Genomic DNA, 24,010 nt, shown 5'->3' on the forward strand with positions numbered 1-24,010 from the left:
TGCGCGCGATGCGGCCCGCAAGCAGGTCAGAGCAGCGGCTTGATGATTTCGTCGAGCTGTTCAACCGTCAGCGCCCCGGGGTGCTTTTCCCCATTGATGAAAAAGGTGGGCGTCGAATTCACACCGAATTCCTTGTTCGCCCGTTCCCGTGACTCGTTCACGCCATCAAGAATACTCTGATTCGACAAGCACTCCTCGAATGTCTTGTCGTTGTAGCCAATCTGCTTCGCCATGGCTTTCAGATTGCCCAGCGGGTCCTGTGTGAAGGCCCATTTGCGCTGCTGCTCAAAAAACAGATGCAGAATGTCATAATACTGCTCCTTTGGAGCGCACCTTGAAAGCATACTTGCCGCGAAAGCAAGATTGTCAAGCGGGAACTCCCGCATTGTGTAATACACCTTACCCGTATCGATATATTCTTTCTTCAGATACGGAAAGCTCTCGGTTGCGAAGGTCGCGCAATGACTGCATGTGAGCGACGCATATTCGATGATCGTTACCGGAGCGTCGGGACTGCCGATGAACATGTCTTCCAGAAGACCCTGCTTTTGCAGCTCCATGGGAGAAAAGCTCTCCGCAAAAGCCGGCATCGGCAGGAGCGGGGCCAGCATGGCGCCTGCGCCAATGGCGGCTACACCTTGAAGGATCTGCCTTCTGGACAGGTTCACAGCGGTCACTTTCACGGGTGTCATCCTCAACTGATCGTTTCTCTGGATTATTGCACGGGCCGACGGTGGTCTCCGGCCGCCCCTGTCAATGTCGTTTCAAGATGTGCCAGCCCGAAGTTGAACTGACCATGAACAGCCCGAGCGCGCTCATTTCGCGCGCCGTGCCTTGATGGAGCGGCCGAGCTTGTCGAGCGCCGCGCGCAAGGGTGTGTCCGGCACATCCTCCAGCTGACGTTTCAACTCCGCCTCCTCCAGATCGCTCAGGGCCCGCTGCTTCGGGATCGCGCGCTCAGGCTGCCTTTTGAGCGGCCTCTGGACGATCTTGATCCGGCCAACCGCAGCCCAACCGAAGAACATGTTTATCCGCTGGATCATTTGGGGCAGCTCATGCTGCAGGAAAAGGGCACTGGGACCATCGCAGCGGATCACCAGTGTCGCAGGTTCCGGGACGGCATCACTGCCCCCGTCGCGTCGCCTCGGCCAGTGCAGGGCCTCCGGCTGCGTGGTCCTGCCGTACCGATCGCCGACAATATCCGGCCAAAGGGAGATCAGGTCCGCTGTCGCGAAGCCGCGCTTGCGGCAGGCAGGCTCCAGAACACCACCAATGAGGTCGGCAAGCGGCTTGGCGGAGCGACGTCGCCCACGCGACGCGCTGCCCTGCGACTGCCGGGCATGCCGGTCATAGTCGCTTGAACCGGAAGCACGATCTTTTCCGCTCATTCCAAATGCTCGCCCACTCACTTCGGCAGTTGCATCCAACCGATACGTTTTGTCGTCCCTGTCTACTCCGCCGCGGCGTGTCACGCCAGAACGGACAGCGACCGAGGGATCCGTAGCCCGAACCGGAATACCCCTGGCGGTCTACCCCCGGAGTGCGGCGGTCAGGTGGCAAACCTCATGTCGGGCACTGCCTGGGCATGCCGCTTTCCGGCTTGTCTTTCACCTGCGAGTGAGGTCCTGTTTCGCTCATGACCCGACGATTCCCCGCCCCTCAGGCCGACACCCTGCTCCAGTGGTATGACCGCCATGCCCGTACGCTGCCATGGCGGGTCTCGCCAGAAGACCGTGCCCAAGGCGTCAAGCCTGACCCCTATCGGGTCTGGCTTTCGGAGATCATGCTTCAGCAGACGACGGTTGCAGCCGTCAAGGCATACTTCCAGGCTTTCACGCAAAAGTGGCCGGATGTCATGGCCTTGGCGCAGGCAGACGAGAGTGACGTTCTGAAGGCTTGGGCAGGGCTTGGCTACTATTCGCGGGCGCGCAATCTGAAGGCCTGCGCCGACATGGTGGCGCAGGAACATGGCGGGCGTTTTCCCGAAACCGAAGAGGGCCTGCGCGCCCTGCCAGGCATCGGTCCCTATACCGCCGCCGCCATCGCCGCGATCGCATTCGATCGCCCGGCGAGCGTTGTCGACGGCAATGTTGAGCGCGTGATCAGCCGGATCCACGCCATCGAAACGCCTCTGCCGCAGGCTAAGGCGGAGATCCGGGAACGCACCGCGGACCTGACCCCGAAGACACGACCTGGAGACTTTGCCCAGGCGATGATGGATCTGGGCGCGACCCTGTGCTCGCCGCGACAACCCGCCTGCACCCTGTGCCCCTGGAACGAGTCCTGCCGCGCGCACGCGTCTGGGACCGCGGAGACCTTTCCGCGCAAGGCCGCCAAGGCGGCCAAGCCCACGCGGCGAGGCATGGCCTTCGTCGCGGTTCGCGCCGATGGCGCGGTTCTTCTGCGCCAACGGCCCAGGAAAGGCCTGTTGGGCGGCATGAGCGAACCTCCGACAAGCGTGTGGGCACCGGATGCGGCGACCGACGACCTGTCGCTTGCCCCGTTGGTGCTCGACTGGCGAAAATGCCTTGCCCCGGTGCGTCACACGTTCACGCACTTTCATCTGGAGATGACGGTCTGGCGTGCCCATGCCGACGGAAACGTTCCCGCCCCCGATGGACACTGGTGGTCAACGCCCGACGAGCTTGGCGGCGAAGCGCTTCCAACCGTTATGAAAAAGGCCGTTGCGGCGGGGCTCGGCGAGGCTTGAGCCCCGCCCTCATGCCTGTCTCAGGAGGCGGCTACGCCCAAAGAACCATTGTCTTCGTCGGCGTGTTCATCGGCGTCGCCGTCCCCGCTCTTCGCGACGATCTCGCGCACCGGACACAGCACATGTACGCTCGTGCCCTTCCCCTGTTGACTGTAGATCTTGATATGTCCGCCCGCCGCATGGACCCGACTGCGAACCCGCGACAAGCCGATGCCAAGCGTCTCGCCAACCAGCCGTGACGATGCCTTGGTTGAGAAAAACGGATCGAAGGCATGGCTCAGCTCGGAGGCGGACATGCCACGTCCCGTATCGCTGACGGTGATTTCGATGAAATCGCCGCTCAAGGGCTCGCCGCAGGTAGAACAGGCCTGAGCGCCATTGTATGTCACGAGACCCGCACTGAGGGATATTGTTCCTTCGTCCTCGATTGCATCGCGCGCGTTGCCGATAAGCTCGCTCAGGATCAACGCCAGATCGTCGAACTCGACGCCGACATGATCCATGCCGTCTTCGAGTTCGAGGGAAAGATGCACGTTGTCCGGCAGCGCAGAGCGCTCGATCTTGAGAATGCTGCGCACCACACGGCCCACCACTTGAACGCCCTGCGACAACCGCGAGCTAAGCGACATCGCGGAGATCTTCACCAGAACGTCGCGGATGCGATTGGCGCCTGAGAGAACCTTCTCGATATCGGCGCGAATACCGGCCTGCTCGTTTTCCTCCGCCGTGTCGGCTGCCATTTCCGCATAATTGACGATTGGCGACAGGAGGTTGTTGAAATGGTGGGAGAGCTGAAGCGACAACTGGTCCGCCAGCCGCATCTCGCGTTCCTGACGTTCCTGCTCGGCGGTGATATCGCGACCGATTGAAACCAGATGCGTGGCCTCGCCCCGGTCGTTCAACAACGGCGAAATGGTCTTGCTCTCATAGAAGACCGTCCCATCCTTGCGCCGATTTACGAACACGGCCTGAACCGGTTTTGCTGCCCTCAGTCTCTTCCACAAGGAGGCATAGAACATTGCGCTCTGACGACCGGACTGAAAAATGCTCGGCTTGTTGCCAATCAATTCCTCACGCTGATAGCCGGTCAGCCTGGTCACAGCCGGATTTGCGTAGACGATCGTGGCATCCGGAGACGTGACGTAGACCAATTCCTCTGACTGCTCGATGACCTGTGCATAGAGCCGCTCACGCCATTTTGCGCGCTCGGCCCGCCGACGCCAACGTCCCCAATAGAAGGAGGCAGGAACCAGAGCGGCCAGCACGATCGCCCCAATCACGATCATGACCTCCAGCCGGGCACGTGAATTTGAGTTGAGCAAATCCGACTTCACGACCGTGAGGGCAATCCAATAGGGATCCTCACTCAGGACATTGTCCACGGTGCCTGTAATGTTCCGTCTGCCCAGGAAGACCCTTTTGAAGGCGAATTGCCCCTTGGGCGTATTGATCAGCCCCCCTGCGGGGTTTTCAAGCGCCTCGGAAAGCCCGGCCACCTCGGCGATGCTCTTGCAATGCCCATGTTGCTGGCTCCAGGCATGGGTCGGATCATCACTGAACAGCCAACATCCAGAAGGATTGACCAGCCAGTACCGCAAATCCGAGTTTCGATCGCGGCGCACCAGCACTTCCAGCACTTTTTCGCCGTCCAGATTGAAAACGAGAATCCCGCGCCGAGTACCGGAAGGATCGACCACTGGCTGGACCAGCCGTATCGTGGGACGCGGCCGATGCTCGCCCCTGTTGGTTTCGCCATTCAGATCGAAGGAAGAGACATAAACGTCATCACGCTCCAGTGCCATTGTGCTGGTGAAGAACTCACGCCCCGCCTCGGAATGCAGTTGGGTGGACGGCACAACCGAAGTCGCACCATTGCGATGCTGAACGCGAATGCGCTCCATGCCTTGCGTATTTATAAAACGGATCTGATCGTAAACGGCCCGGTGTCGTGAAAACCGAACGAACTCACGGGTCAATTCGTCCAACCCATCCGGCTCATTGACCAGCTCAGAGGCAACATCCACCATGAGAGACAGGTCACTCACCGCCTGATAGACAGGCACGAGCAGCGACTCGCTGGCCACCCGAACGGAGGCCAATTGCCGTGCCGCCCATTGCCGATGCTCAAAATATGCATCCACAATGTGAAGCCCTGCGACAATCGCGATCAGAGGGATTGCCACCGACAAATAAAAAACTGCGGCAGTGATAAGTACCCCGGCAAAAGAAATACCTGAAACGGCATCATCGCGGCGCCCTAAATCTCCTGACACAACATGAGTTTCCCGCAATAGACAAATTTCGCATCCAGTATAACGCTTAACTTGTAACGTTGCGGCATCCCGACGACCAACCCGTACAACTACCTATTACCACAACCGGCAGCCGCCATGGATCATGTATCTGCACTGTTTTCAATCCATTAGCCTACACATGAAGTCCTGCATTTTTGGTCGCCCGAAACCCGACAGGACATGAGGGCTCCTCGTTTGCGCAAGAGGCGCCCTCAACCTGCTTGCCGGAGCGGGCTACTGGAACGGGGTTTCCGCGAAACTGCGCAACTTGCGCGAATGCAATCGCTCCTTCGGCATGGCCCGAAGCGTCTCCATGGCGCGAAGCCCGATTTCCAGATGCTGGGCGACCTGGCGCTTGTAGAATTCCGTGGCCATGCCCGGCAGTTTCAATTCGCCATGCAAGGGCTTGTCGGAGACGCAAAGGAGCGTGCCGTAGGGCACCCGGAAGCGGAAACCATTGGCTGCGATGGTCGCGGATTCCATATCGAGCGCGATGGCGCGCGATTGGGAAAAACGACGGACCGGCTCGCGGTGATCGCGCAGTTCCCAGTTTCTGTTGTCGATGGAGGCGACCGTGCCTGTCCGCATGACGCGCTTCAGGTCATACCCCTCCAGTCCCGTCACCCTGGCGACCGCTTCCTCCACCGCCACCTGGACTTCCGCCAGAGGCGGGATCGGCACCCAAGTGGGCAGGTCGTCATCGAGCACATGATCCTCGCGCACATAGCCATGCGCCAGCACGTAGTCTCCAAGCTTCTGGGTGTTGCGAAGACCCGCGCAGTGCCCCAGCATCAACCAGGCATGGGGCCGCAGCACGGCGATATGGTCGGTGATCGTCTTGGCGTTGGAAGGCCCGACGCCGATATTCACCATGGTGATACCGTCGCCATTCGGTGCTTTCAGGTGGTAGGCAGGCATTTGCGGCAGGGGAGCAAGGGGGGCAGCCACGCCCGCATTCCCCTCGCCGCGCCGGAAGATCCGGTTGCCCGGCTCCACAAAGCTCGTGTAGGGGCTGGTCTCGTCCTCCAGAAGCAGCCGTGCCGTCTTGCAGAACTCGTCCACGTAGAACTGATAGTTGGTGAAAAGCACATAATTCTGGAAATGCTCCGCGGCGGTGGCGGAATAGTGCTGAAGACGCTGGAGGGAATAATCCACGCGCGGTGCGGTGAAGGGGGCGAGAGGATGCAATCCGCCAGGTGGGACTTCATACGTGCCATTGGCGATCGCATCGTCCATGATCGCCAGATCCGGCACATCGAAAATGTCGGCAAGAGGGCGGTCGAGTTCACTGATCGCAGCGCCGTCCACGTTGGTTCCATCGAAAAAGGCGAAGTGCAGCGGGATCGGCGTCTCCGACACCCCGACCTCCACCGGTACGTCGTGATTCCTGATCAGCAGATCGAGTTGCTGTTCCAGGTAGGAGGAAAAAAGATCTGGCCGCGTGATGGTCGTCGCGTGATGGCCGGGGCCGGCAACGAAACCGTAGGAGAGGCGTTGATCCAGCCGGGCGTGACTGGTCGTGGTGATACGCACCTGTGGGTAACAGGCCCTGACGCGCGCTGCCGGGACATCGCCTTTGGCAAGCCTTGAAAAGCGCTCTCGCAGAAAGGTCGTGTTTCTGACAAATATCTGCTGCAGGCGTTCGACCGCTGCGGCGGCGTCGCGAAATGATTCAAAAGCCAAATGCGGAGGCTGCTCGATCTCGCAACCAACGGCATCTGAGGGCGAACTCCAACGTTCGTTCACGTTCGACACTCCGTCTCTTGGGCTCAGGCTTTTGGGATAGCGGACCAAGCCTTTGGGCCAACGATCTCGTGACACAAGGTTCGGGCGGCAAGATGGCGCGGTCAAGCACCACGACCACATGCGGTAGACTGATATCTCAATTGGGGTGCATCATGCACAGCTTCGACGAGATCTTCGAAATGGCGGCAAAACTGCACGGCGGATCAAACGCTGTGGAGGCGATCCTTGCCGACTTCCAGCCGCTCAGCGCCGACGAGCTGGCCGAAATGCCGGACGACCGATGGCTGGCGGCCTTCACGCGCTGCGTCTTCCAGGCGGGCTTCTCCTGGAAGGCCATCGAGGCGAAATGGCCGCATTTCGAGGACCTCTTCTGGAATTTCGACCCGCGTCGCTGCGCGCGGATGTCTGATGACGACCTCGACCGCCTGCTCGCGGACAAGAAGCTGGTGCGCAATTCGGCCAAAATCCTGTCGGTGCGCGACAATGCGGTCATGTTCACCAGGCTCGCCGAGGAGAACGGCTCTGCAGCCAACCTCCTGGCCCGCTGGCCCGTGGCCGACCAGATGGGCCTGACCGATCTGCTCAAGCGCAATGGCAGCCTCCTTGGCGGCACGACCGCCCAGCTTGCCCTGCGCTTCATGCGTCGCGACGGCTTCGTTCTGAGTTCGTCCGTGCTTGCTGCGCTCGCACGCGAAAAAGTCATCGAACGCGCCGTCTATTCGCGCCCTGCCCAGACTGCCGTTCAGGCAGCCTTTAACGGATGGGTGCGTGAATCCGGTCGCCCGATGATGCAGGTGAGCCGACTTCTCGCTCTCTCGGTGGACGATTGAAAGGCTTTGTAAAGGACTATGCCCGGATGTGTGACAGGGCCTTAGTGTTTTAGTAAGAGAGTTTAATCCTTATTAGCAAACTATTGATTCAACTAAAATTTTTCGATTCACCATTAACGCTCGATTTACCTAATCCGGTAACCATGACACTCGTAATTGCGTAAGGTTTTGCGTCGCAATGAGTGTACTGCGTTCAGGGGCGTCGGCGACGGCGCCCCGCTACCCCTCTCTCCCCGGCACGGGTTCCGACCTTAAGCCGGCTTGGCTCGACACCATCCTCGTCGGTGATTGCATCGCCGCGCTGGAGAGGCTGCCGAAGCATTCGGTCGACGTCGTCTTTGCAGATCCGCCCTACAATCTGCAGCTTGGTGGCGAACTTCATCGGCCTGATCAGTCGCGGGTGGATGCCTGCGACGATGCCTGGGACCAGTTCGAGAGCTTCGAAGCTTATGACGCATTCACCCGCGCATGGCTTCTGGCGGTCAAACGCGTCCTGAAACCGACCGGCACACTTTGGGTGATCGGCTCCTATCACAACATCTTCCGCGTCGGCGCGAAGATGCAGGATTTGGGCTTCTGGCTCCTGAACGACGTCGTGTGGCTGAAGTCGAACCCGATGCCCAACTTCCGGGGCAAGCGGTTCACCAATGCCCATGAGACGATGATCTGGGCCACCCCATCCAAGGATGCCAAGGGCTACACCTTTAATTACGAGGCTCTGAAGTCGTTCAATGACGACCTCCAGATGCGCTCGGACTGGCACCTGCCGCTGTGCAATGGCGGGGAACGGTTGAAGGACGAGAACGGCGACAAGGTCCACCCGACCCAGAAGCCGGAATCGTTGCTCTATCGTGTGCTGCTATCGTCCACCAACCCCGGTGACGTGGTGCTCGATCCGTTCTTCGGAACAGGCACGACAGGGGCGGTGGCCAAGAAGCTCGGTCGCCACTTCGTCGGTGTGGAGCGGCAACGCTCCTATATCGAGGCGGCAACCAAGCGCATCGCGGCGATTGAGCCGGGAGAAGGACTGGTTCTGGAGACGACCAAGGGCAAGCGCGCGCAAAAACGCATTCCCTTTGGAACGCTTCTGGAAGCGGGTCTTCTGAAGCCCGGCTCGGAGCTGACCTGCTCGCGCGGCAAGAACCGGGCGATGGTGCGCGCCGACGGCTCGCTTGTCTGCGGTGCCTTTGAAGGGTCCATCCACAAGGTGGGTGCGCTCGTTCAATCGGCGGAAGCCTGCAATGGTTGGACTTACTGGCACTTCCGCCGTGGAAGTGTCCTGGAGCCAATAGATACGCTGCGCGAAGAAATCAGATCCAGCATGCCACGGTAATGAGTAACAGGCATGGTGGCCGTTCGCATCCCCGCGAACACCGACGCCCCCTCGCAGTCGATTGCGAGGGGGCGTTTTTCGTTTGACCTCGGGATCACCCCGGCTTGTGCGAATGCGAAAATCGGCGCACTCTCAGCCCTCTTTTCACCTTTCGCATCGCCCTTCGCTCGTCTGCCGCATTTTCGGGATCATCGGTTCATGCCCTTTACATTGTCCAAGGCCTTCAAGGCGACGTTGCTTTCCGCCCCCCTCGCGTTTTCTGCCGCCCTGCCTGGCCAGGCAGCTGAGTTGATCTCCGCATCATCTGTCGCGGGCTTCGCTACCGGCCCCTTGAAAGGCGATGCCTTCGCCTATCGCGCGGTTCTGGTCGATGTGGAGGATGGGGCAGACCTCTATCTCTACACCGAAGACACAGAAGGCCGTCATCTGGCGGCTCACGCGAGCGACATCGTGTGGCGGGGCGCGATGTTCGGCCAGCGCCCCCGGCTTGAGGTCTCCGCGAGCGGATCGCTCAAACTCATCTCCGGCAATGAATCCATTGGGCGCGGGCGCTGGCGGAAAACGCTGACCATCGCCTATCGCGACAACCGCTTTCTGGTCGCCGGTTACACGCTCGACACATGGGATACGCTCGACCCCAAGCTTACAGGCAACTGCGACGTGAACCTGCTGACAGGCAATGCGGTGATCGACGGGACCAAGACGACCATCAAATCCCTGAGTGCCATGCCGGTTGAGGAATGGAACATGGATTTGCAGCCCAACGAGTGCCCCGAATAGGCGCTTTTCCCGCCTCAAGGTGCAAAAACGCCGGCCACAGGGCCGGCGTTTTCATTTTCGCGATGTGCCTGGCCTTACTCGGCGGCTTCTGCGGGAGCCGGGCGGGTCCATTTGAGGACCGGTTTGCGTGCGGCAGCCGTCTCATCGAGACGACGGCGCGGACTGTGCCAGGGCGCTCCGGTGAAGCGGTCGCTCTCGCCGCTCTTGGCCGCCATGACCAGATCGCGCAGCGTGGCGATGAACAGATCCAGGCTCGCCAGGCTTTCCGATTCCGTCGGCTCGATCAGAAGGGCCCCGTGGACGACCAGCGGGAAATACATGGTCATCGGATGATAGCCCTCATCGATCATCGCCTTGGCGAAATCGAGCGTGGTCACGCCCGTGTCCTTCAGGAACGTGTCGTCGAAGAGCACTTCGTGCATGTAGGCGCGTTCGCCGAAGGGCAGGCTCATCAGGTCCTGCAGGCCGACGCGGATGTAATTGGCGTTCAGCACCGCATCCTCAGACGCCTGCTTCAGGCCATCACAGCCGTGGCTCAGCATGAAGGAGAGCGCGCGGATGAACATGCCCATCTGGCCGTGGAACGCAGTCATGCGCCCGAATGGCGTGTCGCCATGTTCCTTGGCCTCGGCGCGGGTCTCGATGAACTCGGCCGTGTCGCCCTCAAAGCGCACATAGGGAACCGGCGCAAACGGGGCAAGCTTGTCTGACAGCACCACCGGACCGGCACCCGGACCACCACCGCCATGCGGGGTGGAGAAGGTCTTGTGCAGGTTGATATGCATGGCATCGACGCCAAGCTCGCCGGGCTTGGCCTTGCCGACAATGGCGTTGAAGTTCGCGCCGTCGCAGTAGAAATAGGCGCCCACCTCATGCACGGCGTCGGCGATCTCCTTGATGTCGCGCTCGAACAACCCGCAGGTATTCGGGTTGGTCAGCATGATCGCGGCGACCTGATCATCCAGCAATGCGCGAACGGAAGCCGGATCGACCGTGCCGTCCTCGCGAGCCGGAATGGTCACGACCTTGTAGCCCAGAAGCGCGGCGGTCGCCGGGTTGGTGCCGTGGGCGCTTTCCGGCACCAGCACCTTGGAGCGGTTTTCGCCGCGCGCCTTGAGCGCCGCCTTGATCGCCATCATGCCGCACAGCTCGCCATGCGCGCCGGCCTTCGGGCTCATGGCGACGGAGGCCATGCCCGTGGTGACCAGCAACCAGCGACCGAGCTGCGCGATCAATTCCACCGCGCCCTTGACCGTGGAAAGCGGCTGCAACGGATGGACATCGGCAAAGCCGGGCAACCGGGCCATCTTTTCGTTGAGGCGCGGATTGTGCTTCATCGTGCACGAGCCCAGCGGATAAAGCCCCATGTCGATGGCATAGTTCTTCTGCGACAGACGCACGTAATGGCGCATGGCTTCCGGCTCGGAGAGACCGGGCAAGTCGATGGCCGCCGTGCGGCGATGCCCACCCAGACGCGGCTTGAAGTCGAGCGGCACGTCGATATCGACACCGGTGACATCATTGCGCCCGATCTCGAAGAGCAACGGTTCCTCGATCTGAAGTGCCTGGTTGCCGGTGAACGTCTTGTGTTCGGCCACGGCGCCAGGCGCGTTTGGCGTGGAGGGGCGGCCTTGGTTGTTCATGCTCATGCCAGCACCTCCTTCAGCGCGGCAGCGTATGCAGCGCGGTCCTCGTCGGTGTTGATTTCGGTGGCCGCGACAACCAGCAAGTCGTCCACGCCCTTGGAAACCGGATCAATACGCTTGACCGGAACACCGGCCATGATGCCCTTGTCGGCAAGGCTGTCGACGATCATCTCCGCATCCTTGCCCGTCAGGCGAAGCGTAAATTCGTTGAAGAACGTCTCGTTGAGCAGCTCCACCCCGTCGATGCCTTCCAGCAACCCGGCGAGCTTCACGGCGGAGGCATGGTTGGCGAGCGCCAGCTGTTCAAAGCCCGTCTCACCCAGCAGCGTCATGTGGATGGTAAAGGCAAGCTGGCAGAGCCCGGCATTGGTGCAGATGTTCGAGGTCGCCTTTTCGCGGCGAATATGCTGCTCGCGGGTCGACAGCGTGAGCACGAAGCCGCGCTTGCCATCGGCGTCCACCGTCTCGCCGCACAGGCGTCCGGGCATCTGACGGATGTATTTCTGGCGCGTGGCGAAGAGGCCGACATAGGGGCCGCCAAAGGTCAGCGGATTGCCGAGAGACTGGCCCTCGCCCACCACGATATCGGCACCTTGCGTGCCCGCAGGCTCGATCAGGCCGAGCGAGACGACCTCGGTGAAGACCGCGATCAGCAGCGCACCGCATTCATGGGCCTTTTCCGCGATCGGCTTCAGGTCGATCAACTGGCCGTAGAAGGACGGTGACTGGACGACGACGCAGGAGGTCTCGTTGTCGATGCGCGAGAGGATATCCTCGGTGCCGGTCGGGTCGGCGGGCAGGATGTCGAACGTGTCATCGGCCAACTCGGAGGTGGTGCGGATGACTGCGCGATAATGCGGGTGCAGGCCGCCGGAAATCACCGCCTTGTTGCGCCGGGTCACCCGGTGCGCCATCAGCACGGCTTCGGCAGCCGCCGTGGACCCGTCATACATGGAGGCATTGGCCACATCCATGGCGGTGATGTTGGCGATCTGGGTCTGGAACTCAAACAGCGCCTGCAACGTGCCTTGCGTGATTTCGGGCTGATAGGGCGTGTAGGAGGTCAGGAACTCGGACCGCTGGATCAGGTGATCCACCGTGGAGGGCACATGGTGCTTGTAGGCGCCGCCGCCAATGAAGAACGGCACGGAGGAAGCCGGCACGTTTTGCGCGGCGAGGCGCGAAAGGTGACGTTCCACCTCAAGCTCGCTCTTGCGGCGCGGCAGGTCCATCGGCTCGGTGAGGCGCGCGGCCTCTGGAATGTCGGCGAACAGCTCGTCGATCGAGCCGATGCCGATACGGGCCAGCATGTCGGCGCGATCCTGATCGCTCAGGGGGAGATAGCGCATGGGTTCAGATCCGATCTGGTCTCAAGCTATGGCAAACGCCGCTTCCGGCCCGCGCCCCCGAAAGGGACGCGGCAACAGCAATCGGGGAAACGGCTGGGACCGGACACGAAGCCGTGTGCGCCGGGCCTTTGCCGCATGCCCCAAATCGCGGAAACCGGAAGACTGCATCGGCGCGCCGGGAAGGCGCGGAACGATGGCGTCAAAGCGACTCGACGAAGGCCTTGTAGGCGGCTTCGTCCATCAGCTCCTCAAGTTCGGCCGGGTTCGCGACCTTCATCTTGATGAACCAAGCGGAGCCTTCCGGATCCTCGTTGACCTTTGCAGGCTCATCGACCAGCGCGCCGTTGGCTTCGGCCACATCGCCGGAGATCGGGGCGTAGACCTCGCTGGCGGCCTTCACCGATTCCACGACAGCCGCTTCGTCCCCCTGCGCGAGCGTCTTTCCGACGTCCGGCAGTTCGACGAAAACGACATCGCCGAGCTGGCTCTGCGCGTAATCGGTGATGCCAATGGTCGCGACATCGCCGTCCACGGCAACCCATTCGTGATCCTTGGAGTAATAGGTGGTCATCTTGTCAGTCCCTGGGAGGTGCCATTATCAGGCTGGTTTACGGTAGTAGCGGTGCGGAACGAAGGGCATGGAAGCGACATGCGCCTCCAGTTCACGTCCACGCACCAGAATCTTGACGGGCGTTCCCTCGCCCGCATGCGCGGCATCGATGGTCCCCATTGCGATCGGAGCGCCGACACTGGGGGCAAATCCACCCGACGTCAGAACGCCGATCTCCTCGCCATTGACGGAAAGCACATCCGCTCCCTCGCGCGCAGGCGCACGTCCTTCGAGACGGAACCCGACGCGCTTGCGGGCCGGGCCTTCCCCAAATTCCTTCAGGATGCGCTGAGCACCTGGGAAATCGGCGGCCTCGCGGCGGCTCTTTTGCAAAACGAAGGAAATATCGCCTTCCACCGGGGAGGTGGTCTCGTCGATATCGTGGCCATAAAGGCAAAGCCCCGCTTCCAGACGCAGGCTGTCGCGCGCGCCAAGGCCGATCGGCTTTACCTCATCATGGGCAAGCAGTGCCCGCACCACAGCGTCTGCCGAAACCGAGGGAATGGAAATCTCGTAGCCGTCCTCACCGGTATAACCGGAGCGCGAGACTTTGACCTCGACGCCGTCGAACTCACCATCCGCGGAGGTCATGAACCCCATCTCGTCGGCACCGGCGACGTGCTTTGCCAGGACCGCGGCAGCCTTCGGCCCCTGAAGGGCTATGAGCGCGCGATCTTCCAGGATCTCAAGGCGCACGCCGTCGGGCAACGCCGCCTCGATCATCGGGAAATCGACATCCTTGCGCGCGGCATTGACAACGAGGAAGAGGCGACCATCCGAACCGGGTTCGACCGGGCGAGTGACCATCAGGTCGTCCACGATGCCGCCTTGTGCATTCAGCAGCACCGTATAACGGATGCGTCCTTCACCGAGCGTGGTGATGGCGGAGGGAACGATCGCCTGAAGAGCGCGCGCCGTGGTTTCATGGTCCGGGCCGACAAGCCAGGCCTGCCCCATGTGGGAAACATCGAAAAGACCGGCGTTTTCCCGGGTCCAGGTATGCTCGGCGATGATGCCTTCATACTGAACCGGCATGTCGTAGCCGGCAAAAGGCACCATGCGGGCGCCAAGCTCCACATGAAGGGAATGCAGGGGCGTTTCAAGCAACGGTCCGCTCGCGGCGGGATCGGCCATAGGCTCACCTCGGTTTTCAGAGTCACGGGGGCGATATGGATCTCATCCATTCGCGCCCCCTCTGTCCGAGTACCTGAGAGATTTCCCACAAGGCCACCTCAAGGGCGGCCTTGCGATTACTCCTTCGGTGTGCCGTCACGCTTCTTGCGCGGCCGCTTTCCAGAGTGTCGCTTGCCTTGCGGTCCTTTTGCCTGAGAGTTTCCGGGGCGGTTGCTCCTTCGGCGGCGGAACATAAGTTCCGATCTCTCCCGCTTGGCCATTTTCAGTGTAGCGCCGACTCGCGACCATCAGTCAGCGGCTAGCCATAATCCAGACGAGTGCGCGGCAAGTCAATCTCCCCACGCACCTCGCAGTCACCTCTTGCACTCCTGTCCGCCCCCCTGAAGCAGGATCAGCGCTTCGACCCATTGTCGAAACCGACATAGACGCGGCTCGCGCCTTCGATCGGCACACGGACATCTTCGACAACACGCGTCCAGGCGGCAGACCCGCCGGCTTCCGCAAGGCCGATCTCGACCGGCACGAGCTGGGACGCCAGAACCTTGTTGTCGTCACTGGTCACTGCAATGCGCAGGGGCAGAACGACCGGACCGCGTGTTGGCGCCGGCCCTGCCACGACGCGACCGGACACACCGACCTTGATCGTCATCTCGTTGTCGCCAACGCGATTGCACTCACGCGCATATTTGCGGATCGTGGCCTGATATTGCAGCCCGTCCGGGTCATCCTGCTTGCCACGGGCGTAGGCCTTGAGAATGTAGGTGTCTGCGCGCACCTCGATGGGCGGACAATAGGCCTGCGAGGCAAAGATGCTCGGATCAATGGGCGATTCCGTCGTGCCGCCGCCAGAGACGAAGGTCTTTCCGACGCTTTCCGCCTTGTCGCTCACGCCGAAAGAGCCGCAACCGGCCAACGCGCCAAGGCACAGCGCGCCTGAAAGCGCCCCAACCATCCGTCCCGAGATCGTCAATCGCATCATGTTTACTCGCCGAAAGAACCCAGACGCTTGCGGCGGGTTCTCAAATAGCCCTGCCGCACCTTCAAGCCTGCCTCTATATCAGGGGCTGGCGAATTTGGCGACACTTCCAGACAATATGACAATCGCAAAGCCTCGTGCATGGCCTCGCGACGCGCGCCTGCATGAACACCGCAGCCCTTGACAGAGAGGGGGCCCGTTCCTCTATTGCCCTTTCCAGGACCGTTGAGGAACCTTTCATGAGCGAACGTGACGCGATCAAGCCGAAGCTGACGGTGCTGCTCTGCGCTCCGCGCGGCTTTTGTGCGGGCGTCGACCGGGCAATCCAGATCGTGGAGCTGGCTCTGGAGAAATATGGCCCGCCAGTCTATGTGCGCCACGAGATTGTGCACAACAAGTTTGTCGTGGAAGGCCTGCGCGCCAAGGGCGCCGTTTTTGTCGAGGAACTGGACGAGATCCCGGCGGGCGACCGCCCGGTCATCTTCTCCGCCCATGGGGTGCCGAAATCCGTGCCTGCGGATGCCACCGCGCGCCAGATGTTTTTCCTCGACGCCACCTGCCCGCTCGTTTCCAAGGTTCACAAAGAAGCGATGATCCACCACAAGCGTGGCCGCGAGATCATTCTGATCGGACATGCCGGACATCCGGAAGTGATCGGAACGATGGGCCAGCTGCCGGAAGGTACGGTCAAGCTCATCGAGACGGAAGATGACGCCCGCAACTTCCAGCCGGACAATCCGGACAATCTGGCCTGGATCACCCAGACGACCCTGTCGGTCGATGACACCAGCTCCATCGTTGCGATCCTGCGCGAGCGCTTTCCCGATATCGTCGCCCCGCACAAGGACGACATCTGTTACGCGACGACCAACCGTCAGGAGGCGGTCAAGGCGGTGGCCGAACGCGCCGATGCGATGATCGTGGTTGGCGCGCCCAATTCGTCCAATTCGCAGCGCTTGCGCGAAGTGGCGGAACGGGCCGGATGTCCCCATTCGATCCTCGTCCAGCGTGCCGCTGACATCGACTGGTCACGCTTTCCAGATATTTCCACTCTCGCCGTCACCGCCGGGGCCTCGGCGCCGGAGGTTCTGGTGGAGGAAATCATCGAGGCCTTTGCCACCCGCTACGAGGTGACCGTGGAAACGGTCCGTACGGCTGAGGAAACGATCTCCTTCAATCTTCCGCGCGAATTGCGCAACACCGCCGCCGAGTGATTTGATCCCATGGCCGTCTACACGGATGTTTCCGACGAGGAGCTCGCCGCCTTCGTCGCCCTTTATGACATTGGCGCCGTTCTCGCCTTCAAGGGCATCGCAGAAGGCGTGGAGAATTCCAATTTCCTGCTCCATGCCGAGGCGGGCTATTACATCCTCACGCTTTACGAAAAGCGCGTGAACCCGGACGAGCTTCCCTATTTCATCGGCCTGATGGAGCATCTGGCGGGCGCGGGCATTTCCTGTCCAACGCCGATCGCCAACCGACAGGGCGAAACGCTGGGCACCCTTGCCGGACGGCCCGCGGCCATCGTCACCTTTCTGGAAGGCATGTCGATCCGCCGCCCGAAGCCAGACCATTGTCATGCGCTCGGCGTGGCCCTGGCCGAATTGCACCGTGCGGGCGCCGACTTCACAATGCACCGCAAGAATTCGCTCACTGTCGACAACTGGCGTCCGCTGTTCGATCTTTCACGCGCGCGCGCGGACGAGGTCTGTGGCGGGCTTGCAGCCGAGATCGAGCGGGAGCTGGCGCGGCTGGAAGAGAACTGGCCGAGCGACCTGCCGGTTGGCGAGATTCATGCCGATCTCTTCACCGACAACGTCTTCTTTCTCGGCAAGGAGCTGTCGGGGATCATCGACTTCTATTTTGCCTGCACGGATTTCTTCGCCTATGACGTGGCGACCTGCATGAATGCGTGGTGCTTTGAGGCGGACGAATCTTTCAACGTCACCAAAGCGCGCGCCCTCCTGAAGGGATACACAAGCGTGCGCCCCTTCACCGATGCGGAATATGACGCCCTCCCGCTGCTGGCGCGCGGCTCCGCGCTGCGCTTTCTGCTGACCCGTCTGCATGACTGGCTGACCGTGCCGGATAACGCGCTCGTCACCCCGAAGGATCCTATGGAATATGTAAAGAAGCTGCGCTTCCACTGCGGCGTGGAGGGCGCCCGAGACTACGGCCTCACCACGCGGGATATGACCCGATGAGCGAGCGTGTCCAGATCTACACAGATGGCGCGTGCTCGGGGAATCCCGGTCCGGGTGGCTGGGGCGCGATACTGCGTTTCGGCGAACACGAGCGCGAACTGAAGGGCGGCGAAGCCCAGACCACCAACAACCGCATGGAGCTGATGGCCGCGATTGAAGCGCTGAATGCGTTGAAGCGGCCCTGCACCATCGATCTCTTCACCGATTCCGTCTATGTCCGCGACGGCATCACCAAGTGGCTCTTCAACTGGAAAAAGAACGGCTGGCGCACCGCGGCCAAGAAGCCGGTGAAGAACGCCGATCTCTGGCAGGCGCTGGAGGAGGCCCGCAAACGCCACGATATCGACTGGCACTGGCTGAAAGGCCATGCTGGCCACCCGGACAATGAGCGCGCCGACGAACTCGCGCGCGGCGGCATGGCTCCGTTCAAGGCGCGACGCGGACGCCCGGCGGATTTCGACGACGAGCCTCGATGATGGCAGACGGCGGCGAAAACAGCCCCTTTGGCGCTCCCGCCGAACTGCATGACGCGGGCGGCCTCCCTCAGAAAGGCAGGCGTGTCCTCATTATCGCCAATCCCACCGCGGGCGGCTTCAACCCCAAGGGGCTCGACCTCATCGCGCAACGCCTGCGCGAAGCCGGACGTGATGTGGAGCTGCGCCTGACGACGCATGCCGGAGAGATCGGCGAGATCTGTTCCGATCCGCAGCTTGCCTTCGACGTGGTGATGATCGCGGGTGGCGACGGGTCCATCAATGAGGCGCTGACGGGCTTTCAATCGATCCTTGCGCCACCTGCCATCGCGGTCATCCCTTGCGGCACAGCCAACGTGCTGGCGCAGGAGCTTTCGCTTCCGTCCAAACCGACTGAAATCGCCGACATGGTGTTGAGACGGCGGATCAAGGCGTTGCACTACGGATTGGCCGACGGCCGCCCATTCCTGCTCATGGTTTCGGCCGGGTTCGATGCGCGCGTCGTGCATGCGGTGCCGCTGGCATTGAAACGGCGTCTGGGAAAGCTCGCCTATGTGGTTACCGCCCTCAGACAGGCTTTCGCTCAGCGCCACAACGACCTTGTGGTGGAGGCGGACGGCGAGGAGATCACCTGTCGCCTCGCGGTCATCACCAAGGCTGCCCATTATGGCGGGCCTTTCGTGGTGTGCCGCGAAGCGGATGTCAGCAGCCCCGGGCTTTATCTGGTTGCCGTGACAAGCGACCGTGTGCCGGCGCTCATCCGCGCATCCGTCGCCTTGTTGCGCGGGCGCATGGAGGCCTGCCGGGATGTGATCGTGCGCCCTGTTTGCGACGCAACGATCCGGGCCGCAAAGCCGGTCGCCGCACAGATCGACGGAGATCCCTTCGGAACGACGCCGCTTGCCATCACACAGGGCGAGCGATCGCTGAGCGTGATCGTTCCTTAGAGACTGGGTCTGCTAATTCTGCATGCGCGCCAACTGGTTGGAGAGCATTTTGCTCGCGTCCTCGGCGGGCATGGGCTGACCATACAAGAAGCCCTGTGCATATTCGCAACCTAGTTGCAGCAGTTCCAGCGCGTCCGATTCCGTCTCAGCCCCTTCCGCCACCACGTCCATGCCGAGGTCATGCGCCAGCGTCACGATGGAGCGCAGGATCACAGGACGCGCGCCGCCATTATGGTTCTTGTGGTCGTTGCGCACAAAGGACTGGTCGACCTTGATCGTGTCGAAGGGGAAGCGCTGCAGGTAGCTGAGCGAGGAATAACCGGTTCCGAAGTCATCCAGCGACAGCCCGGCGCCGAAGGAGCGCAGACGCTCCAGGACCCTGGCCGAGTATTCCGGATTTTCCATCACCAGCGATTCCGTGATCTCCAGTTTCAACGTGCCCGGCGTCAACGCAGAGCGTGACATCACCGCCTTCACGTCGTTGATGAGATCGTGACGCAGAAGCTGGCGCGAGGAGACATTCACGCTGGTGAAGAGACGATAATTGTCCTGTCCCTGCTGCTGCCAGTAGGAGAGTTGGCGGGCAGCGCGTTCCAGCACATAGAGACCGAGATCATTGATCAGGCCGGATTCCTCGGCCAGCGGAATGAAATCATGCGGGCCAAGCCATCCCTGCTTGGGATGTTGCCATCGCACCAACGCCTCGAATCCGGCGATGGTGCGGTCGGCGAGCCGTATGATTGGCTGGTAGAGAATGCGCAGCTCTTCATTGGCAATGGCGGACTTCAGATCGTTTTCGAGAACGACCCGGTCGCCGGTCACCGTCTTGAGTGTCGGACGATAGGCCTCCATGCGATCGCCACCCAGCATCTTGGCCTGATACATGGCGATTTCCGCATCGTGGACGACTTCGCTCGCCGAGGTGTTGGCACCGTCGCCGATGGCCAGGCCGATGGAGCCGGTCAGGTAGATTTCATGTTCGCCGAAGGTGAAGGGCGCGCGCACGGTTCGGCGCAGCGCCTCGCCAAAGGCGGCGATGCGATCGGGCTGCTGTTCCGACAGAAGAACGATACCGAACTGGTCGCCCGCCAGACGGCACAGCGCGTCCTGCGGTTTGATCTGACGGGCCAGCCGGCGCGCCATGGTGAGCAGAATGGAATCGCCCACCGAAATGCTCTGGTTCGTGTTGACCTGCTTGAAGCCGTCAATATCGAGCACGATCGCGGTGGGACGCACCGTCCCATCCACCTTGTAGCGCGCCATTGCGGCGTTGAACCGATCAAGGAAAATCTGACGATTGGGCAGGCCCGTCAGATTGTCGATGACGGCATCATGCAACAGGCGCTCCTCGAAGGTCTTCTGCTCTGTCACGTCATGCAACGTGCCGACGCAACGCACGACCTCGCCGTCAGAACCCAGAAGCGGGCGCGCACGCAGCAGGAACCAGCGGAAATGTCCGTCTTCGGAACGCAGACGGAACACTTGCGCGATCCGACCGCGGCGCTGGTCGATGATGGCATCCAATGTCGCGCGGAAGCGGTCGCGGTCGCTGGGATGGATCACGTCAAGCCACTCGCGCGCCGGTCCTTCCAGCGTTCCGGGCTTCAGCGACAGCAGGATCTCCAGCTCGCCGGCGGTGTGGATATGATCGCGGTCGACGTCCCAGTCCCACATCATGTCGCCGGACCCGGTCAATGCGAGCGCGCGGCGTTCCACATCGCCAATGGAACCCTGAAGGAGAGCCGCCCCGGCAAAGGCGTGCTGCATGACGGTAAAGCCGATCAGCAGCACCACCAGAACCATGCCGCCGTCTATGGCCGGCTGGACGAGATCGTTGGCCAGTGCGGCATTGGCCGCAAGCGCGGCACCGACGAGCCAGACCAGCAGCAGGAACCATGTCGGAATGAGCATGATCGCGCGATCATAGCCCTGAAAGGCCAGGACGAGAACGACACCAAATCCCAGAAGACCAATAACGGCGAGCGAGAGGCGCGCAATGCCTGCGGCAATGGCAGGATCCCAGATCGCAATGCTGAAAAGCCCCAGCAACAGCACAAGCGCGGTGATCGCCACGTGACTGTAATGGATGTGCCAGCGATTGAGATTCAGATAGCCGTAGAGGAACACGATGAGGCTCGCGGCCAAAAGCACCTCGCCGCCCGCGCGATAGAGCTGCTCGCCGCCGGCGCTCAGGCCAAAGACCCGGTTCCAGAAACCGAAATCGATGCACAGATAGCCCAGCACCGTCCAGGCAAGCGCGGCGGTGGCGGGAAACATGATCGTTCCCTTGATCACCACGATGATGGTGAGAAACAGCGCCAGAAGGCCGGATATGCCCAGAACGATGCCCTTGTAGAGGGTGTAGGCGTTGACGCTGTCCTTGTAGGCCTCCGGCTGCCACAGATAGAGCTGAGGCACTTTGGACGTGTGGAGTTCGGCAACAAAAGTGACGACCGCGCCGGGATCGAGGGTGATCTGATAGACGTCGGCGTCCGGGCTGTTGATGCGCTCCGGAATGATGCCCTGGCTGGGCGAAAGCGACGCGATGCGCGAGGAACCGAGATCGGGCCACAGAATGCCGGAGCCGACCAAACGGTAGAAAGGGGCGACCAGAAGCCGATCGATCTGCTCGTCGGAGGGGTTGGAAAGCGCGAAGACGATCCAGTCCGTGTTCTGACCGTCGCGCGAAGTCACCTCAATGCGACGTACGATGCCGTCCGCGCCCGGCGCGGTGGAAACCTGGATGGCGTTGCCATGGTTTTCATAGCGCTCAACCGAATGGGTCAGATCGACGGCATCCGCGGTGGCGGGCACCGATATGGCCTCAACCGCGCGCGCAGGCAGGGCCCATCCGGACAGGGCAAGCAGGAAAACCGCAATCAGGACGAGACACAGACGTCGCACATAAGACTCCACTCGATAAGCAGGCATGGCGGCAAGGAGTAACGAACCGCCAGCGCCTTCACAAGTTATGTTTAACGCCTTCCAGAGAGACCACCCGTCGGCCATGCGTTCGGCGTGCGGGCTCCGGATCGTCTGCCAACCTTGCGAAAAGAAGATGATCGCGCCACTGCGCATCAATGCGCAGATAAGCGCGCGCCAGCCCCTCATGCGAAAAGCCCGCACGACGTAACAGAGTGATTGAGGCCTCATTATGGGGAAGGCAGGCTGCCTCCACACGGTGCAGGCCAAGGCGGGAAAAGGCGAAACTCATCGCGCATTCGACCGCCTCGCTCATATAGCCCTGACGGGCATGGGGGGCGCCGATCCAATAGCCCATCGAACAGGACTGCGTGACGCCCCGTCGCACGTTGGACAGCGTCAATCCGCCCAGGACCTCGCCGTTATCGCGGCGGAACAGGAAGAAGGGATAGCCCGTATCGTTGCGCACTTCGCGCATGTAGCGGCGCAGACGGCGACGGAATGCCGCTCTTGTCAGATCGTCGGCGGGCCAGGTTGGCTCCCACTGTTTCAGAAAGAAATAGGACTGTTCGCGCAAGGCCGCCCAACCGGCGTGGTCGGCCATGGTCGGCATTCTCAGGATCAGACGCTCGCTTTGCAAAACCGGGCTCGGTTCGCCGTATCCGATCGAGCCCAGTAACGCCATCGCCCTTCCCCTTCGTTCCTGCCGATCAGAGCGGCTTGCCGGTGCCGATACCGGCGAAGCGCCCACTCTGCCCGTTTTCCGCGCCCGTCTGCGCAGCTCCCGATCGCGCCGCCCCCAGACGCTGCGCAATCGAGGCAGCGTCCATCAGCCGCGAAACCGGACCCACAGCAGAGATCGTCGGAGCAGAGCCGCTGAACGTCTGCGCCGCCACGCGCCGGACATCCTCTGCGCTCACCGCATTGATGCGCTCCAGGATCTGCGCGGGCTCCAGGCAGTGACCATAGACCATGATCTGGCGCGCGATCTGACCTGCGCGCGCGACCGGACTTTCCATCGACATCATCAGCGAGGCACGGATCTGGGCGCGCGCGCGCTCCACTTCCGTCTCGCTCACATGTTCGCCGATGCGGGCCAATTCACCCAGCAGCACCGGCATCAGCTCGTCGAGATCCTCCTCACCGGCGGCTGCATGGATGCCGAAGAGACCCGTATCCGTGAAGGACCAGTGGAAGGCATAGACGGCATAGCAAAGACCGCGGGCCTCGCGCACTTCCTGGAAGAGCCTTGAGGACATGCCGCCGCCCAGAACGCCGGCAAGGATCTGGATGGTGTAATAGTCGGGATGCTTGTAGGGCTTGCCCTCAAACCCCAGCAGCAGCTGCGCTTCCATGAGATCGCGCGTCTGTCGGCTTTCGCCCCCAGCATAGATCGCAGGCTCGAAACCACCGCCCGGACCGGCGGGAAAGTCGGCAAAACATGTCTCGGCCAGCTTCACGATGGCATCGTGATCGACCTTGCCTGCGGCAGCCAGAACCATGTTGCCCGCACGGTAGTGGGTATCGAGATATTCACGAATGCCTTCGGAAGTGAAGGAACTCACCGTCTGCGGCGTACCGAGGATCGTGCGCCCCAGCGGCTGTCCCGACCATGCGGTTTCCTGCATCTGGTCGAAGGCGCAGTCCTCCGGCGAATCCTGCACACCGCCTATTTCCTGCAGGATCACATGCTGCTCACGCTTCAGCTCCACAGGATCAAGAAGCGAATTGCCGAGAATATCGGCCAGCAGATCGACCGCAAGCGGAACGTCATCGGCCAGGACCCGCACATAGTAGGCGGTGTTTTCCACGCTGGTAGAGGCGTTCAACTCGCCGCCCACCGCCTCGATTTCCTCCGCAATCGCGCGGGCGGAACGCCGATGCGTGCCCTTGAAAGCCATGTGTTCCAGCAGATGGGTCAGGCCATGCTGGCTCTCGGTCTCGTTGCGAGAGCCCACACGCACCCAAACGCCGAGCGCGGCCGTCTCAAGATGCGCCATGTGATCGGTAACGACCGTGAGGCCATTGGCGAGACGACTAATGCGCACATCCATGG

20 protein-coding genes and 1 riboswitch are annotated in these 24,010 nt (G+C 61.6%); of the genes, 8 read left to right on the forward strand and 12 right to left on the reverse strand.

Features of this window, described 5'->3' with window-relative positions; genetic code table 11:
• Nucleotides 1–26 precede the first annotated feature (26 nt).
• Together ABGM93_RS10220 and ABGM93_RS10225 are read right to left on the reverse strand one after the other, a co-directional pair.
• Entirely contained in the window at nt 27–692 is a 666-nt protein-coding gene (locus tag ABGM93_RS10220) for a thioredoxin domain-containing protein (RefSeq protein WP_319772912.1), read from the reverse strand.
• 123 nt (nt 693–815) lie between these two features.
• The gene (locus tag ABGM93_RS10225; protein ID WP_321499143.1) at nt 816–1,388 is read right to left on the reverse strand and encodes a DciA family protein; all 573 of its coding nucleotides are present in this window, start codon (nt 1,386–1,388) and stop codon (nt 816–818) included.
• A 248-nt stretch (nt 1,389–1,636) separates the two neighbouring features.
• Here ABGM93_RS10225 and mutY point away from each other — a divergent pair, with 248 nt between their 5' ends.
• Nucleotides 1,637–2,710 carry an A/G-specific adenine glycosylase gene (mutY, locus tag ABGM93_RS10230; RefSeq protein ID WP_321499144.1) on the forward strand — a complete coding sequence of 358 codons (1,074 nt, stop codon included), beginning with the start codon at nt 1,637–1,639 and terminating at the stop codon, nt 2,708–2,710.
• Between the two features lie 20 nt (nt 2,711–2,730).
• Here the strand turns inward: mutY and ABGM93_RS10235 are convergent, their stop codons facing one another.
• Both ABGM93_RS10235 and ABGM93_RS10240 read right to left on the reverse strand, forming a co-directional pair.
• Nucleotides 2,731–4,983: a PAS domain S-box protein gene (locus tag ABGM93_RS10235; RefSeq protein WP_321499145.1), complete on the reverse strand. Its 2,253-nt coding sequence runs from the start codon at nt 4,981–4,983 to the stop codon at nt 2,731–2,733.
• Nucleotides 4,984–5,238: 255 nt separating this feature from the next.
• Nucleotides 5,239–6,705: an AMP nucleosidase gene (locus tag ABGM93_RS10240; protein WP_321505826.1), complete on the reverse strand. Its 1,467-nt coding sequence runs from the start codon at nt 6,703–6,705 to the stop codon at nt 5,239–5,241.
• A 197-nt stretch (nt 6,706–6,902) separates the two neighbouring features.
• On the opposite strand from ABGM93_RS10240, the gene ABGM93_RS10245 reads away from it, so the two are divergent.
• The 3 genes from ABGM93_RS10245 (at nt 6,903) to ABGM93_RS10255 (ending at nt 9,693) form a co-directional block, all read left to right on the forward strand.
• Nucleotides 6,903–7,580, forward strand: coding sequence for a DNA-3-methyladenine glycosylase I (locus tag ABGM93_RS10245; RefSeq protein ID WP_321499146.1), 678 nt, complete (start codon nt 6,903–6,905; stop codon nt 7,578–7,580).
• Nucleotides 7,581–7,758: 178 nt separating this feature from the next.
• Nucleotides 7,759–8,913 carry a site-specific DNA-methyltransferase gene (locus ABGM93_RS10250; protein WP_321499147.1) on the forward strand — a complete coding sequence of 385 codons (1,155 nt, stop codon included), beginning with the start codon at nt 7,759–7,761 and terminating at the stop codon, nt 8,911–8,913.
• Between the two features lie 198 nt (nt 8,914–9,111).
• Nucleotides 9,112–9,693: a hypothetical protein gene (locus tag ABGM93_RS10255; protein WP_321499148.1), complete on the forward strand. Its 582-nt coding sequence runs from the start codon at nt 9,112–9,114 to the stop codon at nt 9,691–9,693.
• Nucleotides 9,694–9,767: 74 nt separating this feature from the next.
• On the opposite strand, the gene gcvPB is transcribed toward ABGM93_RS10255, so the two are convergent.
• From gcvPB to ABGM93_RS10280, 5 genes are all read right to left on the reverse strand, one after another.
• Nucleotides 9,768–11,342 carry an aminomethyl-transferring glycine dehydrogenase subunit GcvPB gene (gcvPB, locus tag ABGM93_RS10260; protein ID WP_321499149.1) on the reverse strand — a complete coding sequence of 525 codons (1,575 nt, stop codon included), beginning with the start codon at nt 11,340–11,342 and terminating at the stop codon, nt 9,768–9,770.
• The gene (gene gcvPA / locus ABGM93_RS10265) at nt 11,339–12,688 is read right to left on the reverse strand and encodes an aminomethyl-transferring glycine dehydrogenase subunit GcvPA (protein WP_321499150.1); all 1,350 of its coding nucleotides are present in this window, start codon (nt 12,686–12,688) and stop codon (nt 11,339–11,341) included. The genes gcvPB and gcvPA overlap by 4 nt, the downstream gene beginning before the upstream one ends.
• A 199-nt stretch (nt 12,689–12,887) precedes the next feature.
• Nucleotides 12,888–13,259 (reverse strand): glycine cleavage system protein GcvH, encoded by a 372-nt coding sequence (gcvH, locus tag ABGM93_RS10270; protein WP_319772903.1) that lies wholly within the window; start codon nt 13,257–13,259, stop codon nt 12,888–12,890.
• A gap of 27 nt (nt 13,260–13,286) precedes the next feature.
• Entirely contained in the window at nt 13,287–14,432 is a 1,146-nt protein-coding gene (gcvT, locus tag ABGM93_RS10275; protein ID WP_321499151.1) for a glycine cleavage system aminomethyltransferase GcvT, read from the reverse strand.
• A gap of 169 nt (nt 14,433–14,601) precedes the next feature.
• Nucleotides 14,602–14,693, reverse strand: a riboswitch (glycine riboswitch).
• A gap of 130 nt (nt 14,694–14,823) precedes the next feature.
• On the reverse strand, nt 14,824–15,411 hold the full coding sequence (locus tag ABGM93_RS10280) for a hypothetical protein (RefSeq protein WP_321499152.1): 588 nt from the start codon (nt 15,409–15,411) through the stop codon (nt 14,824–14,826).
• A 236-nt stretch (nt 15,412–15,647) separates the two neighbouring features.
• On the opposite strand from ABGM93_RS10280, the gene ispH reads away from it, so the two are divergent.
• From ispH to ABGM93_RS10300, 4 genes are read left to right on the forward strand one after another with little or no spacing between them, the layout of a single operon-like run.
• On the forward strand, nt 15,648–16,622 hold the full coding sequence (gene ispH, locus ABGM93_RS10285) for a 4-hydroxy-3-methylbut-2-enyl diphosphate reductase (protein ID WP_321499153.1): 975 nt from the start codon (nt 15,648–15,650) through the stop codon (nt 16,620–16,622).
• A 9-nt stretch (nt 16,623–16,631) separates the two neighbouring features.
• Nucleotides 16,632–17,612 (forward strand): homoserine kinase, encoded by a 981-nt coding sequence (locus ABGM93_RS10290; RefSeq protein WP_321499154.1) that lies wholly within the window; start codon nt 16,632–16,634, stop codon nt 17,610–17,612.
• Nucleotides 17,609–18,088, forward strand: a complete 480-nt coding sequence (rnhA, locus tag ABGM93_RS10295) for a ribonuclease HI (RefSeq protein WP_321499155.1) — start codon at nt 17,609–17,611, stop codon at nt 18,086–18,088. The genes ABGM93_RS10290 and rnhA overlap by 4 nt, the downstream gene beginning before the upstream one ends.
• Nucleotides 18,085–19,032, forward strand: a complete 948-nt coding sequence (locus tag ABGM93_RS10300; RefSeq protein ID WP_321499156.1) for a YegS/Rv2252/BmrU family lipid kinase — start codon at nt 18,085–18,087, stop codon at nt 19,030–19,032. The genes rnhA and ABGM93_RS10300 overlap by 4 nt, the downstream gene beginning before the upstream one ends.
• A gap of 12 nt (nt 19,033–19,044) precedes the next feature.
• On the opposite strand, the gene ABGM93_RS10305 is transcribed toward ABGM93_RS10300, so the two are convergent.
• The 3 genes from ABGM93_RS10305 to ABGM93_RS10315 are packed head-to-tail and all read right to left on the reverse strand — an operon-like array spanning nt 19,045 to nt 24,008.
• Nucleotides 19,045–21,963 carry an EAL domain-containing protein gene (locus ABGM93_RS10305; RefSeq protein ID WP_321499157.1) on the reverse strand — a complete coding sequence of 973 codons (2,919 nt, stop codon included), beginning with the start codon at nt 21,961–21,963 and terminating at the stop codon, nt 19,045–19,047.
• 31 nt (nt 21,964–21,994) lie between these two features.
• Complete coding sequence (locus ABGM93_RS10310) at nt 21,995–22,639, reverse strand: GNAT family protein (RefSeq protein ID WP_321499158.1); 645 nt, start codon at nt 22,637–22,639, stop codon at nt 21,995–21,997.
• A gap of 25 nt (nt 22,640–22,664) precedes the next feature.
• Entirely contained in the window at nt 22,665–24,008 is a 1,344-nt protein-coding gene (locus ABGM93_RS10315) for a pitrilysin family protein (RefSeq protein ID WP_321499159.1), read from the reverse strand.
• Nucleotides 24,009–24,010: the final 2 nt, after the last annotated feature.

It is taken from the genome of Breoghania sp., assembly GCF_963674635.1.
Lineage (GTDB): Bacteria > Pseudomonadota > Alphaproteobacteria > Rhizobiales > Stappiaceae > Breoghania.

Bases quoted from the DNA above. Each gene is read 5' to 3' on its own strand.
- gcvH (WP_319772903.1), bottom strand. From the start codon at position 13,259: ATGACCACCTATTACTCCAAGGATCACGAATGGGTTGCCGTGGACGGC.
- ABGM93_RS10310 (WP_321499158.1), bottom strand. From the start codon at position 22,639: ATGGCGTTACTGGGCTCGATCGGATACGGCGAACCGAGCCCGGTTTTG.
- ABGM93_RS10300 (WP_321499156.1), top strand. From the start codon at position 18,085: ATGATGGCAGACGGCGGCGAAAACAGCCCCTTTGGCGCTCCCGCCGAA.
- rnhA (WP_321499155.1), top strand. From the start codon at position 17,609: ATGAGCGAGCGTGTCCAGATCTACACAGATGGCGCGTGCTCGGGGAAT.
- ABGM93_RS10220 (WP_319772912.1), bottom strand. From the start codon at position 692: ATGACACCCGTGAAAGTGACCGCTGTGAACCTGTCCAGAAGGCAGATC.
- ABGM93_RS10225 (WP_321499143.1), bottom strand. From the start codon at position 1,388: ATGAGCGGAAAAGATCGTGCTTCCGGTTCAAGCGACTATGACCGGCAT.
- ABGM93_RS10255 (WP_321499148.1), top strand. From the start codon at position 9,112: ATGCCCTTTACATTGTCCAAGGCCTTCAAGGCGACGTTGCTTTCCGCC.
- ABGM93_RS10250 (WP_321499147.1), top strand. From the start codon at position 7,759: ATGAGTGTACTGCGTTCAGGGGCGTCGGCGACGGCGCCCCGCTACCCC.
- ABGM93_RS10305 (WP_321499157.1), bottom strand. From the start codon at position 21,963: ATGCCTGCTTATCGAGTGGAGTCTTATGTGCGACGTCTGTGTCTCGTC.
- ABGM93_RS10245 (WP_321499146.1), top strand. From the start codon at position 6,903: ATGCACAGCTTCGACGAGATCTTCGAAATGGCGGCAAAACTGCACGGC.
- mutY (WP_321499144.1), top strand. From the start codon at position 1,637: ATGACCCGACGATTCCCCGCCCCTCAGGCCGACACCCTGCTCCAGTGG.
- ABGM93_RS10290 (WP_321499154.1), top strand. From the start codon at position 16,632: ATGGCCGTCTACACGGATGTTTCCGACGAGGAGCTCGCCGCCTTCGTC.
- ispH (WP_321499153.1), top strand. From the start codon at position 15,648: ATGAGCGAACGTGACGCGATCAAGCCGAAGCTGACGGTGCTGCTCTGC.
- ABGM93_RS10315 (WP_321499159.1), bottom strand. From the start codon at position 24,008: ATGGATGTGCGCATTAGTCGTCTCGCCAATGGCCTCACGGTCGTTACC.
- gcvPA (WP_321499150.1), bottom strand. From the start codon at position 12,688: ATGCGCTATCTCCCCCTGAGCGATCAGGATCGCGCCGACATGCTGGCC.
- ABGM93_RS10280 (WP_321499152.1), bottom strand. From the start codon at position 15,411: ATGATGCGATTGACGATCTCGGGACGGATGGTTGGGGCGCTTTCAGGC.
- gcvPB (WP_321499149.1), bottom strand. From the start codon at position 11,342: ATGAGCATGAACAACCAAGGCCGCCCCTCCACGCCAAACGCGCCTGGC.
- gcvT (WP_321499151.1), bottom strand. From the start codon at position 14,432: ATGGCCGATCCCGCCGCGAGCGGACCGTTGCTTGAAACGCCCCTGCAT.